The organism is Aquimarina aggregata, from assembly GCF_001632745.1.
GTDB lineage: Bacteria > Bacteroidota > Bacteroidia > Flavobacteriales > Flavobacteriaceae > Aquimarina > Aquimarina aggregata.
The window spans coordinates 237477-254049 of the sequence record NZ_LQRT01000058.1; the positions used below are offsets into that span (position 1 = coordinate 237477).

Sequence of the window (16573 nt, forward strand, 5' to 3'; positions counted from 1 at the left end):
TAATATTAAGTGTGTCTACGACATAATTAAATAGTAATTTCTGTTGAAATTGACGGAGTAGCTCCTAGGTCTTGACTTCGTTGTGATGGTAATGCACCTCCTATATATACTTTATAGTTACCTTTTCTTAAGATCTCTTCACCATTTTCATTAAATTGATTTAGCGAATTCTGGCTGAATTTAAAAACTATTTTTTTTGTTTCTCCAGGTTTTAGTAATTCTCTTTTAAATGATTTTAAGTCATATATCGGGTCTTCTTTCCCTGCTAATGGCGAACTTATGTATAACTGAATCACCTCTTCAGCTGCAATATTTCCGGTATTAGTTACCTCTGCAGAGATATTAAGATCAGAATCTACAACTATGTTGTTATACTCAAATTTTGTATATGACAATCCAAAGCCAAAAGGATACAAAGGTTCTTTAACCATATATTTATATGTTCTTCCTTTCATATCATAATTTTCATAAGGTGGTAATTGAGAAACTGATTTAGGAAATGTAATAGGTAATTTTCCTGAAGGAGCTATGTCTCCAAATAACACATCGGCTACAGCATTTCCTCCTTCTTCACCAGGGTACCATACAAAGAGTATTGCATCTGCTAAATCATGAATTTCAGGAATAGCAATTGGACTTCCTCCTGTTAAAACTAAGACTAGAGGATTTTTACTGTCTTTCTTAAGTTTTTTAATATAGTCGATTTGGTTTTGGGGTAATTTCAAAGTTTTTTTATCTCCTTTTTCTGAAGATGCCAGTGCTTCACCTTCTTCGCCTTCTAATAATGAAGAAATTCCCATTACAGCAATACAAACATCTGCTTGCTTGGCTTCTCCAGTAGACCAGTCAATCGGATTAACGTTTTCTCTAAATGGTAAAACACCAGATTTATAATTAATGCTGGTACCAGGACTTACTTTACCTACGATACCATCTAAAATAGTTTGAGTATTACTAGTTACCCCGTAATAGTTACCTAATAAAACTTCTTCATTCGAGGCGTTTGGGCCTACGATATAAGCAGTTCTAATATCCTTTTTAAGAGGTAAAACATTGTTTTTGTTTTTTAATAACACAATAGATTTTTGTGCAACTTCTCTGGCAATTTTTCGATGCTTTTCAGAATCAATTACATCTGCAGTTATAGTATCATATGGGTTATTTCCGGGAAGATCAAAGAGACCTAGTTTAAAACGTGTAAGTAGATTTTCTTTTAGTCTTTGATTTAGTAATTCTTCTGTAATTAGTCCTTGTTCTAAGGTACTTTTTAAATTTGAGTATACATTTCCGCAGTTTATATTTGTACCACTTTTTAGGGCCAATGCGGTTGACTCTTCTGGAGTATTCGTAACCTTATGATATGTATGAAAATCTGCTATTGCCCAACAATCAGAAACTATATAACCATCAAATCCCCAGCTTTTTCTGAGGATATCTTGTAATAAATAAGGACTACCAGAGCATGGCTCTCCTAGAGTTCGATTATAAGCACCCATTACGCCTTCGACATTAGCCTCTTGCACTAAAGCTTTAAAAGCAGGTAAATAAGTTTCAAATAAATCTTTTTTAGAAACTACTGCATCAAATTCATGTCTTAATTCTTCTGGCCCAGAATGAACCGCGTAATGTTTGGCACATGCGGCAGCTTTCATATATTTTGGATCATCTCCTTGTAGGCCTTTTACAAAAGAGACGCCAATTCTACTTGTTAGATATGGATCTTCACCATAGGTTTCTTGTCCACGACCCCATCTAGGATCTCTAAAAATATTCACATTAGGTGACCAAAAAGTTAATCCAGCATATCTACTTCTGTTATTTATTTTTATAGCTTCATTGTATTTTGCCCTAGCCTCGTCAGAAATTGCAGTTCCTACACGTTGTATTAAATCATCGTCAAAAGTTGCTCCAAAGGCTATGGCTTGCGGAAATACAGTAGCTCTACCATTTCTGGCTACGCCGTGTAAAGCTTCGTTCCACCAATTGTATTCTGGTATTCCCAACCTTTCAATTGGAGGGCATATGTCAAGCATTTGAGATGCTTTTTCTTCTAATGTTAATTCTTCAATTAGTGCATCTGCACGTTCGTCATTAGTTAAGGTTGTGTTTTGCCATTTATATTTAGGTGGTGCAGATTGCTTTGGTTGTGTCTTTTTGGGTTGTGCTAAATCTTCATTATCTGTTTTTGTTTGCGTAGTACAACTAGATAAACCTGTAACAATAGTAAGAAGGAATATTAGTATTCTTTTTGAGTAGGTTGATGGATTAAGTTTCATGAATTGTGTCCTATGGTTTTAAATACATTCGAAAATGCAATTATTTCGTGTATTTAATAGTCACAGATGTATGTTTTTGTATAACAAATGCTTTTTTTCTCTTTATGAATACTGTTTAATTCTAAGTGAATAATTGAGAATCAGGCATTTTTATAGAGTAAAAAATAACATATTCTTTTTGTTATTTAAAATTGTTTTTTACAAGTATATTTTTACTGTTTTAACATAATGTTTAAACATTTGTTGTATATAATTGAATATTAGTACTTATGGTTTTTGGGTATTTCCCCTAAATTGTTAAAGAATAATTAAAGTGAATAATCGTATGGAAAAATTTATTATCCAAATTTATTTATCACTTATGTTTTTGTGTACAACTAATGGTGTATTGGGGCAAAACATGAGTTTAAGAGGGGATCCCAATATACCCATAGAGAGTACTTATATTTTTGATTTTGAGAATTCTTATGTTGATAGTTTTGTTTGTCTTGTAAGGGCAGGCACAAACAATATTTCTATCACTGGTTTAAATACTTCTTTTGGAAATACAGCTTCTTATAATCTATGTTTTACACATAAATTCTCTACAATTACTAATCATAAATTTTTGTCATGATGAAAAAATTACCAAGATATTTTTTAATTTTTATTTTACTGTTAGCAGTTACTAATTCTTTTTCTCAAGCGAATATTACGATAATAGCGTCTGCAGAAAAAATACCTATTGCTACTGTTTCTGCTGCTGCTGCTGGAGATCGAACATTTAGTGTTCCTTTTTCATATACTTCAGATGCTACGATAAATACATTAACTGTAGAGTTAGAATTTGTAGCTTTTGGCGGTAACGGACCTTCTACATTTCCTATTCCAGGTTCGGCAGCTACATTTACCAATTTACCTGCAGCAACGAATGCTCCTTTGATGGCTACTTTAACATTTCCATCTGATAACCCTATAACAGATGCGGTTACTTCTGATGTTTGGACTATTAGCTCTACAGGAGGTACGGCGGCCGGGAGTGATTTATCCGTTACTGGAGCGGGTCCAAATGCTGGCTATAGAGTTAAATTTACAACAGATAATGATCTTAATACAATTACAGGAGAACCAACTAGTGGTGGTGGGGGTGATTTCCCGTTAAATGCCTCGGGACCAGTTTCAAATGTTGAGTTTAGAGATTTAAATATTACGCAAATAACAGATGTTGCAGCTCCTCCATCATTTATTAGGATAGAGAATATTACAAATGCTGCTTCTGGAGGTGTATCTGGTAATCCAATTGCATCAGTAACTAGAGGGCAAACTTTTCCTGTTGAATTTACATATTCTTCTAACGTAGATATTTCAGAACTAACAGTAAATCTAGAGGTTGTAGGTTTTAATGGGGCTTTTAGAGAATTTCCTTTACCAGGTACAGAAGTTGTACTAACAAATTTAGTTGCAGGGGATAATTTAACGGCAACTGCAATGTTAACATTCCCAACAACGGCAAACGTAACTGCGGGAAATGGAGATATTTGGACTTTAGATCCTTCACAAGTAAATGATGATGGTAACCCTCGAGACAATGATCCAATTGCTCTAAGAAATAATGTTGGTAGCGCATCTACTAATTATAGAATTCAATTTACTATAGGTTCTGGGCAAGCTTTTTCTAATCCGAATAATGGAAGTGGTATAAGATTAGATACCTTTATCTCTGTTGTTAATGAAGCCCCAGCTACAAATCAATTGATTTTGGACGGGACACCTAATAGTTTTGAAAGCACTACTAGTATTCCGAATTTTGATATTATGTATGAAGCAGATAGAGCTGTTGATATAACTGTTGAGGTGTTCGCTAATGATGGTATGGGAAACCCTACGGGAGTTAGTTTAGGTGGTGTAACGTTATCTAATCAACCGATTACAACTGGTTTGTCTACTGTTCCTTCGACTTTAACTTTTGCAACAGCATTATCGCCAGGTGATTATTTATTTACTGGATCTTATGTAGATACAGGTACTATGGCGAATGAGGTAGTCGCGAGTAATATCGAATTTACTGTAACTCCTGTTAAAGAACTTATTTTAGATAGTGATACTACAACTTTTGTTAGTGCGACTAGTTTCCCTGATTTTGATATCTCTTACCAATCAGATGAGCCAGTAAATATTTTTGTTGAAATCAAAGCAGATGATGGTATGGGAAATCCTACCGGAGCAGCCTTGGGAGGTGTTACTCTTAATAATCAAGCTGCAACTACTGGTAGTGCAGTTGTGGTTAATACTACTGTTGGTATTTTTGGAATGCCAGCGTTACCATTACCTCCAGGAGATTATTTATTTACTGGAGCTTATTTCCCTACTGCCGGAGGTGCGGGAGTCGTAGCTGATAATATTGCTTTTACGGTTACTCCAGTGCCAGTTAGAGAACTTATTTTGGATAGTGATACGACTACATTTGTTAGTGCAACTAGTTTTCCTGATTTTGATGTTTCTTATCAGTCAGATGTTGCAGTAGATATTTTTGTTGAGATAAAAGCAGATGATGGTATGGGTAACCCTACGGGTTCGGCCTTAGGAGGTGTTACGTTATCTAATCAACCTGCTACAAGTGGTAGTGCTACAGTAGTTAATACTAGCGTGGGTGTCTTTGGTATGGCACCAATACCGCCATTACCACCAGGTAATTATTTCTTTACTGGAGCATCCTTTGGTACGGGAGGAGGTCCTAGAATTGCCGATGCAACTAATGTTCCTTTTACAGTAACTGCAGCTCCAGTAAGTCAACTTGTTTTAGATAGTACTCCAACAACTTTTGTGACTACAGCAAGCATTCCGAATTTTGAAATTATGTATGATGCGGATAGAGCTGTTGATATTACGGTAGCCGTTTTTGCTAATGATGGTATGGGCGCTCCAACAGGAGCTTCTTTAGGAGGAGTTGTTGTTACAAATCAGCCAGCTACCACTGGTCTTTCAACGATCACATCTACTTTAACTTTTGCATCAGCATTACCACCAGGAGATTATTTGTTTACAGGGTCTTTTGTTGATACTGGGAGTACAGCAAATCAAGTAGATGCAACTAATGTCGCTTTTACAGTGACAGCTACTCCCGCACCAGTAGCAAATATTACAATTATTGCATCTGCTGAAGCAATTCCTATAACAACAGTATCTGCATCAGCTACGGGTGACCGAACATTTAATGTTCCTTTTACCTACACATCAGATGAGGCTATAGGTACATTAACTGTAGAGTTAGAATTTGTTGCATTTGGCCCAAGTGGACCTTCTACATTTCCTATTCCAGGTTCTGCTGCTACGTTTACTAATTTACCCGCTGCAACGGATGCTCCTTTAATGGCAACCATAACCTTTCCATCAGATAATCCAATAACAGATGCAGATACAGGTAATATTTGGACTATTAGTGCAACGGGGGGTACAGCTACAGAGTCTGATTTATCTGTGGTAGGTGCAGGACCCAATACTGGATATAGAGTTAAGTTTACAACAGATAATGACTTAAATACTATTACAGGAACACCTACTAGCGGTGGAGGTGGTGATTTTCCTTTAAATGCTTCAGGTCCAATATCAAATGTTGAGTTTAGAGATTTAGATATTTTAGAAATTACAGATGTTGCAGCTCCACCTGTAACTGATGTTATTAGAATAGAAAGTATTACTAATGCAGCAACTAATGGAGTTGCAGCTATACCAATAGCATCTGTAACCAGAGGACAAACTTTTCCTGTTGAATTTACTTATACCTCTAGTGTTGATATTGCAGAATTAACTGTAAATCTAGAAGTTGTAGGTTTTAATGGGCCTTTTAGAGAATTCCCTTTACCTGGAACAGAAGCCGTTTTAACAAATTTAGTTGCCGGAGATAATTTAACGGCAACTGCAATGTTAACATTTCCAGCTACTGCAGAAGTTACCGCAGGTAATGGAGATATATGGACATTAGATCCTTCACAAGTAAACGATGATGGAAATCCTAGAGATAACGACCCTATAGCCTTAAGAAATAATGTAGGAAGTATGCTTACTAATTATAGAATCCAATTTACAATAGGAGCGGGGCAAACTTTCTCTAATCCAAATAATGCTGGTGGTATACGACTAGATACTTTTATTTCTACAGTTAATGATGCTCCTTCTGGAGGAAATCAAATTATTCTTGATGGAGATCCAAATAGTTTTGAAAGTACAACAAGTATTCCAAATTTTGATATTTCTTATGAAGCGGCAGGAGCGGTTGATATTTATGTTGAAGTAAAAGCTAACGATGGTACTGGTATGCCAACAGGAGCCTCTTTAGGAGGAGTCGTTGTTTTAAACCAACCAGCTACTACCGGTTTATCAACGATAACCTCAACACTAACTTTTGCTACAGCATTGCCTCCTGGTGATTACTTATTTACAGGTGCGTATTTTGATGCAGGAGGGTTTGCGAATAAAGTATCTGCGGCAGATGTACCGTTTACAGTAACTGCAGCAACTTCGGGACAAATAGTCTTGGATGGAGATCCAAGTACTTTTATAAGTACAACAAGTATTTCTGATTTCGAAATTTCTTATGAAGCAGCAGGAGCAGTTGATATTTATGTAGAGGTAAAAGCAGATGATGGTTCAGGTATACCATCAGGAGCTTCTTTAGGAGGAGTTGTTGTTTTAAACCAACCAGCTACTACTGGTTTATCAACGATAACTTCAACACTAACTTTTGCGACAGCATTACCTCCTGGGAATTATTTTTTCACAGGAGCGTATTTTGATGCAGGAGGGTTTGCTAATAAGGTATCTGCTACTGATGTGCCATTTACAGTAACGGCAGGGCCAGTGAATCAACTTGTACTAGATAGTAGTCCTACTAGTTTTGTAAGTACTGCAAGTATCCCAAATTTTGATATTTCTTATGAAGCAGAAGGAGCAGTTGATATTTATATAGAAGTAAAAGCAGATGATGGGACAGGAATGCCAACAGGAGCTTCTTTAGGAGGAGTTGTTGTATTAAACCAACCAGCTACTACTGGTTTATCAACGATAACATCAACATTAAGTTTTGCAACTCCGTTACCTCCAGGAAATTATTTATTTACAGGAGCTTATTTTGATGCAGGAGGTTTTGAGAACAGAATTGATGCAATGGATGTGTCATTTACTGTATCAGCTGCCCCAGCTAGTAGAATAAGTTTAGAAGGAAATCGTACAAGTTTTACAAGTACTACAAGTATTTCTAATTTTAGACTTGCTTATCAATCTCCAAGAGCTGTAGATATTTATGTAGAAGTAAGAGCTAATGATGGTACGGGAATGCCAACGGGTGATGCATTAGGAGGTGTGACATTACTTAACCAAGCTGCAACTGGATTATCAGCTATTAGTTTAACATTAAGTTTTGCGGATCCATTGCTACCAGGGGATTATCTATTTATAGCAAATTACTTTGATGCAGGAACTTTTGATAATAGGGTTGATGCAGTAAGTGTACCATTTACTGTGATAAGAACAGGAATAATTTCTGACGACCCTGCTTTATTTAGCCCTAACCCTGCAAAAGATATTATTAGAATTAATAATGAAATGGAAGTTGCTACATACCAAGTTGTTTCTACCTCTGGTATACTTATTATGGAAGGTAGAGCAGAAGAAACCATTGATATTTCTGATCTGGCAACTGGAATATACTTTTTGGTTACGGATAAAGGAACAGCCAAATTTGTAAAAATATAAGTAGTAATATTTATAGTTTATTAATCATGTTAAAAGGCATTCATCTTAAGATGAATGCCTTTTTGCTTTAGAAATAGCATTAATATTTGTCGTAAAGAATACCTTTTTTGTGGTTTAATTGACTAATTGTATTTGATTTTACAACTTTCTTTTGAGTAAAAATTGTTCTTTTACTTCAGGTAGTCAATTTTAGGAAAATGAAGTCTTTATATCTAGTTATTGATCATAAGTAATTTTAGAGGACTATTGTTTGTTGCTACAAGAATTCCCGCTTTATCCTTTGATAGTTTTACCTTTTTGATTTCTTTTACATTATCAGGTATAAAAAGCCCGCTTTCTAAATAATTCATAGGTATAAATTCGCCTGATTTAGAGCCCAAAAGAACTAAACCAATCGAAGCATCTGATCGCGTAGTTTCGATTTCAACTTCAAAACGATTTCCACCAATAATAATATCTTTAATACCATCATTATTTAAATCATCAATGACAATTCCATTAATTACCGAAAATTGAGCTTCTATAGGTAATGCTTTAAGGGTAAATTTGCCGCCTTCATTAATTAATAAGGTGCTAGCAAACGTTTCTACTTGATATTTTAATGCGGATTTCTGATCTTTTCCAATAATATCGAATAGCTCTGCATTGGCAAACTCATTGTAAGATTCAAATTTCTTTGCTAAATGGGGTAGTTGTTCTGTAGAGCATTGTTTCCCCCGGATAGGTACTAATTTATTATCAATTTTCTTTGCCAAAAAGACATCTTGAGTCCCATTTTGATCATAATCATTGGCGTATACATAAAATGGCTTTTCTGGAGTAGCCTTAAATTTATAATTTAAACCTAGATTACCTACAACAAAATCAATGTCTCCATCATTATCAATATCATCTGCTTGAATGCGATTCCACCAGCCGTGCGTTTTTGAAAGCCCCGAGGAATCAGTAATATCAGTATATTGACCATTTAACCATTTAAAAACATGAATTTTCATCCATTCTCCAACAATTAGTAATTCATTATTTTTGTCTTGATCTATATTACTGCTAACGGCAGAAGTGACCATTCCTAAGTTTTTAAAATCAGGAGCAATTGTATTGGTAACATCTATATATTTTCCATTTTTATTTTCTAATATAAAACTAGAAGGGGGTGAAGGATATTTTCTTGGTACATGTCTGCTTCCGATAAAGAGATCCATATCACCATCATTGTCAAAATCTAAAGGAACAACACAAGAACCACTTGTTTTTATTTCTGGTAGTGAAGATGATTTGCTAAAGTTTCCTTTTCCGTCGTTTATATATAGTCGATCCTTATAGAATTGATCTTGGGCTTTAAATTCGTTTCCGCCACTTACAACATATAGATCGAGATCATTATCATTATCTGCATCAAAAAAATGTGCAAATACATCTTCATAAGCTTTGTCGTTCACAAATACTTTTTGCGTGTTCTTAGTGAATGAAGAGTTGATATTTTGTATTAGAACTTGAGGAGATTGATCTTTACTACCTCCTAAATAAAAGTCATCTAATCCATCATTATTAATATCACCAACGGCTAATGCGGGTCCCTGAGTAGATAATTTATGAGGTAATAAAATTTGATCTTTATAATCATCATACTCATTTTCTAAATGTATAATTGGTGTTGTGAATGCTATATCACTTTTGTTAGTTAACAATTGTGATTTATCTTCTTTTTCCCTTTTAATATTTGCAATAGAGTTTTTATAATTTATTTCTAAAAGTTGATTTGCAGTTATATTTTTTACAATATTCTGTTTACCATCATTCCAAACAATAGATAATGAATCTACCTCTTTAATATCACCAAGTCCAAAATGAAGTACTGGTTCTACTGAAGATAAATACCCTCTTACTGTTTTAAAGTCTTGATATTGTATGCTGTCATTATGAAAAAGTGTGATTTTTGCACCTATACCTGTTGTGTTTTTCTCTGGTCCATTTAGTTTTATTTTAATATAATTGTTGCCAGATTTTTCTGAGTTGTTTTTATAAATAAAGGCCCTTTCATCTATATTATTGGTGATTAAATCAAGATCTCCATCATTATCCAAATCACCAAATACTACTCCATTAGAAAAACTTAATTCTGTTAATCCCCATTTTGTAGCTTGATTTGTAAATGATAAATTTCCTTTGTTTTCGAACATATAGTTTTGAAGTTTAACGGACGGATATAAATCAGCTATTTCTTTGATAATTTGGTTAGGACTTTTATTTTGATTTATAGGTTTTGAAGTATACTTTTCTCTAGCGATACCAGCATCTCTATCCCATAAATCTCTTTTGTATCCATTTGAAACAAAAATATCTTTGTCTCCATCATTATCGAAATCAGCTCCTAGACATGCCCAACTCCAATCTGTACTATTCACTTTTGCAAGTTGGCTTATATCACTGAAAAATCCATTACCATTATTTAAATTTAAAACATTGTGCATGTATTGATTGTAGAAACCTTTGTTTAGAATAGAATTATACAATTCGACATTCATAGGAGCCATTGTGGTTTTTGATCGAACATAATCTTCGGGATACATATCTAAGGAAAAAAGGTCTTCAAATCCATCATTATTGATGTCTACGGCATCTACACCCATTGTATAATATGATACATGATTAGAAAAGTTACGAACTTCTTCGTTAAATATACCTTTGCCAGTATTTTTAAAATAATAATCATTTTCAAAGAAATCATTACCTACGTATATATCTATATTCCCATCCTTATCTAGATCACTTGTTGCTAATCCTAAACCATAACCAAAAGTGTTTGTAATTCCATTCTTGAAACTGATATCTATAAATTTACCATCCTTGTTTTCATACAATTTATCTCTATAATCATCTAGAAACTGTTGTTTTCCTTTTAGAACGGTTTCATGAGTAAGGAAAAAATCCTTTGGCCTATTTGTAATATATAAATCTAAGTCATTATCATTATCCATATCAAAAAAAGATGCCATAACCGAGAAACCAGAATCTGCTATTCCAAATGATTCTGCGGCTTCTTTAAATTTAGAATTACCTTGATTGATATAAAGTAAGTTTTTTCGATCTTTTTTTGATTCATTCCACCCACCAGCTGTGATATAAATATCTAACAAATTGTCTCCATTTACATCTGCCATAACTACTCCATTATGCCAAGCTTTTTTTGATTTTATTCCAGATGAACTGGTGATATCTTCAAAAGAAAAGTTCCCTTTGTTCAAATATAATTTATCTTCAACTTGATTTCCTACAAAGTATAAATCGGGTAAGCCATCGTTATTAATATCACCAACTGCAACACCTGCACCATTATATGCATAATTATAAACTCCAAAAAAATTGGCGTAATCTTCGGTAATCGTATTGTTAAAGTTTACATGTGTTTTTTCTTCTGGAAGAAGGGAGAAAAGAGTAGTGGCTGGAGATGAATTTTCTTCAACCTTTTTTGATTTAGAACAACTAGTAAAAAGCAAAATAATAAGGCAATATCTAAGCATAATTTTTTTTAAAAAAAAGGGCTGTTAATGAACAGCCCTTAAATTACTATAAAATATTATAATTTATAATTTTGTAAATGATATAATTTATTCTTCTTTTAAGAATATCTCAATATTATCAATTGTAACTTCACTTACACCTACAACACCACCAACATTAATTAAAGGATAAGCGAGTCCACCCGCACTTAAAGTTCCTGCATTTGGTGTGATTTCAGTTGTTAATTCAACAAATTCACCTTCGACAAAACCAGTAGTAATTGAGCTATTTACAATACCTCCAAAATTGAAAGGAAAACTGGTCATAGAGAATTTAAATTCTCCAGGTACAGCACCTGTATATTTTATTGAAACTCTTACAATATACGTGGCTTCTTCTAAAGTTTTGATTTCTTGTACAACTCTACCCATAGGGTCTCCGTTTAAACCATCTCCAAAAACAGTTCTATTGTTACCGGCACCAGCACCAGCTGCAAAAGAAAACACAAGTCCAGAAGAACCATCAACACCAGAACCAGGTGTAATAGCTGCTGTTATATTGTTTCCTCCATCTGCTGATAGAAACCCACCAGTACTATAAAATCTTTCTCCACCAGCAACAGGACCATCTATCCCCTCAAATACGCCATTGGCAAATAAATTTGGTCCACCAAATGTTCTTATTGTAGTTTGACTAACAGAGGGAGCTGGAGCAGCATCTGCAGAACGTAAATTAACGGCATTGTATGCAATAGTTGCCGTTTGAGAGTTTTTAATGTTTGTACTTGGTATTACCAAAAGATTTGAAGGGTTACTAGGATCAAGCATTATAGTTTGAATCATTGCTGGAGCACCATCAACTAGTAAAGTAAAGTTTGAAATAGCATCCAAAGTTGCAGGATCTAAATCTCTAGAGTATGCTATAATAATTTGACCACTATCATTTTCTTCTATTTTAGGTTCAACAGTTACAGGTTGAGATGATGGAATCACTCTTACTGGTATAGCTGCTATTGATGAAGAAAAAGGTGCATCATCAAATGCTCTTAAACCTACAATATAATTTCCTAATGCTTTAAAAGGAAATGTTAGGTCTATTGTGGTTATTAGATCTTCTTCTTTACCAGTAGTAGTATTAATAACTCTCCACTCTGCATTATCTCTCTCGCTACTATTATTAGTAAAAGTAACATCTGTACCAGCTTCTACTTCAAAAGCTCCGTTCACAAGTGTAAGATCAGTACTAATACTTGCTGTAATTTGTTCAAGAGCATTAAATGTAAATGTTTCTGTAGCTACTTCTGTAGGGACAGGGTTTTCGAATACAGGTGCTAACACTACATCTACTGGACCAGCACGTTTAAATGTTACACTGAAATTTTCAAGATCTGTAGTTGTATCATTATCACTTCCTATAATATCAACTGCGCCTTCTGGGAATGTCCATGTTCGGCCATTAGCAAGAATTGATAAATCTGTAAATTCAACAACACTTGTAGTTATACGCACATCTATTGGTTGTCCTGTTCGACCTGTATCAAAACTAGTAATACCGAAAGCTCTACCGGCGGTAGTGTTTTCTGGTTCTTCATAGTCGTTTGTCGTACATGCCAAGACGAATATCGTACTTAAACATATGAATAGTATTTTTTTTAATAGTTTTTTCATATTCCTAACTCATGTTTTTTTAACTGAAAATAAAATAAAGGCCGTAAATACTACGGCCTTTATAATTTTTATTTTATTCTTCTACACTTTCGACTACAAAGTTGTCGAAAAGAATCTGCGTATCTGCAGAAGTATTTGCAATTATTTGTAAGAAGAAAGATACTGTCATATCTTCTGAAACTACAGTTCCTGCTCCTCCAGATCCAACTAAAGGAACTGTTCTTGTATGCCATTCACCATCTGCAATAAGACCACAACAAGTACCGTGAAAAGTTCTGAAGTCATCGTTGAATGCTCCTGCAGGGTACATCCTTGTATTCCATTCACCGCCAGTCCAAGTTGTTGGTAAAAGATAATCGAATTTAAGCGTTATTCTACTACCGGCTTTCAGTTCGACTGCACCACCAATTGCAACTTGAGCATTTGTATCAGTATTAACTGTAATCCCCATTGCATTATTACTATTATTACCGGGAGAAACAAGCTCTCTAACAACACCATCGGTATTATTACCAAATGGAGTACCCCATTGTATCGGACCTTCTTCAAAAGTTGGATCTAATACAAATAGATTTGGAGTAAACGCATTAATTGCAGTTTCTGGTAAAGATTCTGCAGTAGCTGCATCTGTAGATGTTAAACTGGTAACTGTATATGCTAATGTAGCTGTTTGCGTATTTTTGATATTTACTTCTGGAGTAATAATAATATTAGATAAATTATCCGGATCTATAGCTACAGAAGTAATCGTAGCAGGTGCACCATCTACTGTTAGTGTAAAACTCGAAATTGGATCTAGAGTTGTAACATCTAAATCTCTAGAGTATTTAAGTATAATTTGACCTGCTTCATTTTCATCTATATCGGTATCAGGGACAAGAGGTTGAGATGAAGGAATCACTCTAACTTGAACGGCAGAAATTGATGAAGAAAAAGGCGCATCATCAAAAGCTCTTAATCCTACAATGTATTCTCCAAGAGCTTTAAATTGAAATACTAAATCAGTAGTTGTAATAAGGTCTTCTTCTTTACCAGTGGTAGTATTTATTACTCTCCATTCGGCACTTTCTGTTTCAGTACTGGTATTGGTAAAAGTAACTTCTGTACCGGCTTCTACTTGAAATGCATTATTTACAATAGGAAGATCTACACTGAAACTAGCAGCAATTTGATCTAGAGCATTAAATGTAAATGTTTCTGTTGCTACTTCGTCTGGTACAGGACCATCAAATACAGGTTCTAAAAGTACATCTACAGGGCCTGTTCTTCTAAATGTTACACTAAAAACTTCAAGATCTGTGGTTGTATCATTGTCACTTCCAAGAATATCTACAGCACCCTCAGGAAATGTCCAGGTTCTGCCACTTGCTAAAATTGATAAATCTCTAAATTCTACTTCACTTGTACCGACACGAACGTCAATAGTTTCTCCTCTGCGACCTCTATCAAAACTGTTGATCCCAAAAGCTCTACCAGCAGTAGTATTTTCTGGTTCCTCATAATCATTTGTAGTACATGCTAAAATTAACACCATACTCAAACAAATAAAAAGAGTCTTTTTAAATATATTTTTCATAATTAATTATTTAAAAATGTTAATTATTTATATTTGGATTCTGCAAGATTTCTTGAGCAGGAATAGGGAAGAAATAATCATCTTCTGTAAAATTCACTTTTCGATCTCTAAAATCTTGCATAGTGTTATCCACGAACTCTTCTAACAATTCAAAAGGTTGGACATTTAGAGTAGTTGTTGTATAACGAATTTCTCCTAATTCTCTAATACGATTAGCGCCTCCATCTGGTCTTCTTCTTAAATCATGCCATAAAATACCTCTACCTTCCCAAGCAAACTCTGCTGGTCTTTCTTTATTAAATAGGTGAATAATAATATTATCAGCGGTTAAATCTTGACGTTCGATCATAAGAGATGGATGAACATCAGGAACTAGTGCCAATATTTCTGCATCTGTTAAATCAGGAAAAGTATTTCTAAGTATTGGAGGTGTACCAACACCTTCAAATAAAGCTTCTAAGGTAATTAATCCAGATCGTTGTCTAACTTGGTTTATATAGGTTAGTGCTTCAGTAATACCTGCATCTCCTTGTTCACGTAACACAGCTTCTGCATACATTAAATAAACATCTGCTAAACGTATTATGCGTTCATTAATTCCAGAGTTTCTAGGTTCTCTATTTTCAAAGTAATGTGTGTTTTTCTTAATTTGTGCTCTTGAAACTACTCTAATAAAACCTTCTCTTGTTGATTGACCGTAAAATAATGAACCATCACCTTCATAGGCTATCGATGCTTCACTTCTTGTAGAGAATTTTCTTGCTTCTTCACTTGGGTTACTTTCATCATCATATACAGTAACAGGCGCTTGATTAATTGGTAAATTAGGATCAATAACCTCATTACGATAAAGTGCAGAAATGAAATGCGTAGCAAATACAGCACCAAAACCACCATTACCTCTTACCCAAGATGTACCTCTTAAAGTAGATTCATTAGGTTGCGAACCTTCACCATCACCAAAATTTCCGTTATTTTCTAGGTTTGCAAAAAATTGAACTTCAAATATAGATTCAGAATTAAATTCTCCTGCTTCAGTAAAGTTATCTTCTATATTGGCAGTAAGAGAATATTCATTAGAGTTGATTACTTTTAAAAACTCTTCTCTCGCTCTACTGAAATTTTCTTCGTATAGATAAACTTTTCCCAAAATTGCAGTAACAGCTCCCCAAGTAGCTCGACCTTCTTGACCTTCGCCTGTCCAGTTTAATCGATCTCTTAAATTGTTTTGAGCTAATTGTAAATCAGAAAATATTTGTTCAAATACTTGTGCTTTTGGAGAAATAGATAATCTACTTTCTTCAACACTAGCAGCAGGAGTTAATGGTAGCGGAACATCACCTTGATTAAAAGTTGTTCCTAACCAAAACATTGCTAGTCCACGTAAGAAATAAGCTTCACCTAGTATTTCTCTTTTTGCGGTTTCATCCATTTCGATACCAGGAACATTTTTAATTACTTGATTAGCTCTAAATACGACTCTGTATAGATCCTCCCACATATTAAAAATTCTAGGATTGGCAGAGTTGATTATGGCATTATCAATTTCAAGTGTTTCGGCACTGAAACCTATATTTCCTGTTCTACTAGCCTCTGATAATAAAGCGAAGTTTGTTACCGAAGTTCCTCCAAGAACACCTGTAAATTGAAGTGAACTATACACAGAAAATATTCCCGATTCTGCATCGTTTTGGTTTTGCCAGAAGTTTTCTGCATTCAAAGAGTTTCTATTTTCGACGTTAAGGAATTCGTCTTGACTACACCCCGTTATAACTGCAACGATACTTATTAGGGATAATATTATAACTATTTTTTTCATCTTT

7 protein-coding genes are annotated in these 16573 nt (G+C 34.4%); 2 read left to right on the forward strand and 5 right to left on the reverse strand.

Annotated elements, in window-relative coordinates; all coding sequences use genetic code 11:
- Nucleotides 1-26: 26 nt before the first annotated feature.
- Nucleotides 27-2276, reverse strand: a complete 2250-nt coding sequence (locus AWE51_RS24225) for a glycoside hydrolase family 3 C-terminal domain-containing protein (protein ID WP_082832599.1) — start codon at nucleotides 2274-2276, stop codon at nucleotides 27-29.
- 325 nt (nucleotides 2277-2601) lie between these two features.
- Between AWE51_RS24225 and AWE51_RS24230 the strand changes: the two genes are divergently transcribed.
- Entirely contained in the window at nucleotides 2602-2892 is a 291-nt protein-coding gene (locus tag AWE51_RS24230) for a hypothetical protein (protein WP_066319450.1), read from the forward strand.
- Nucleotides 2889-8006 carry a T9SS type A sorting domain-containing protein gene (locus AWE51_RS24235; protein ID WP_082832600.1) on the forward strand — a complete coding sequence of 1706 codons (5118 nt, stop codon included), beginning with the start codon at nucleotides 2889-2891 and terminating at the stop codon, nucleotides 8004-8006. Before AWE51_RS24230 ends, AWE51_RS24235 begins: the two co-directional genes overlap by 4 nt.
- Before the next feature lie 212 nt (nucleotides 8007-8218).
- On the opposite strand, the gene AWE51_RS24240 is transcribed toward AWE51_RS24235, so the two are convergent.
- The 4 genes from AWE51_RS24240 to AWE51_RS24255 form a co-directional block, all read right to left on the reverse strand.
- A complete protein-coding gene (locus tag AWE51_RS24240; protein ID WP_066319454.1) occupies nucleotides 8219-11527 on the reverse strand; it encodes a VCBS repeat-containing protein in 3309 nt (1102 codons plus the stop codon).
- Between the two features lie 87 nt (nucleotides 11528-11614).
- A complete protein-coding gene (locus AWE51_RS24245) occupies nucleotides 11615-13174 on the reverse strand; it encodes a hypothetical protein (protein ID WP_157766215.1) in 1560 nt (519 codons plus the stop codon).
- A gap of 73 nt (nucleotides 13175-13247) precedes the next feature.
- Nucleotides 13248-14750: a hypothetical protein gene (locus AWE51_RS24250; protein ID WP_118502403.1), complete on the reverse strand. Its 1503-nt coding sequence runs from the start codon at nucleotides 14748-14750 to the stop codon at nucleotides 13248-13250.
- 19 nt (nucleotides 14751-14769) lie between these two features.
- Nucleotides 14770-16569, reverse strand: coding sequence for a RagB/SusD family nutrient uptake outer membrane protein (locus AWE51_RS24255; RefSeq protein WP_066319461.1), 1800 nt, complete (start codon nucleotides 16567-16569; stop codon nucleotides 14770-14772).
- Nucleotides 16570-16573 lie beyond the last annotated feature (4 nt).

Bases quoted from the DNA above. Each gene is read 5' to 3' on its own strand.
- AWE51_RS24240 (WP_066319454.1), bottom strand. From the start codon at position 11,527: ATGCTTAGATATTGCCTTATTATTTTGCTTTTTACTAGTTGTTCTAAA.
- AWE51_RS24250 (WP_118502403.1), bottom strand. From the start codon at position 14,750: ATGAAAAATATATTTAAAAAGACTCTTTTTATTTGTTTGAGTATGGTG.
- AWE51_RS24235 (WP_082832600.1), top strand. From the start codon at position 2,889: ATGATGAAAAAATTACCAAGATATTTTTTAATTTTTATTTTACTGTTA.
- AWE51_RS24230 (WP_066319450.1), top strand. From the start codon at position 2,602: ATGGAAAAATTTATTATCCAAATTTATTTATCACTTATGTTTTTGTGT.
- AWE51_RS24225 (WP_082832599.1), bottom strand. From the start codon at position 2,276: ATGAAACTTAATCCATCAACCTACTCAAAAAGAATACTAATATTCCTT.
- AWE51_RS24245 (WP_157766215.1), bottom strand. From the start codon at position 13,174: ATGAAAAAACTATTAAAAAAAATACTATTCATATGTTTAAGTACGATA.
- AWE51_RS24255 (WP_066319461.1), bottom strand. From the start codon at position 16,569: ATGAAAAAAATAGTTATAATATTATCCCTAATAAGTATCGTTGCAGTT.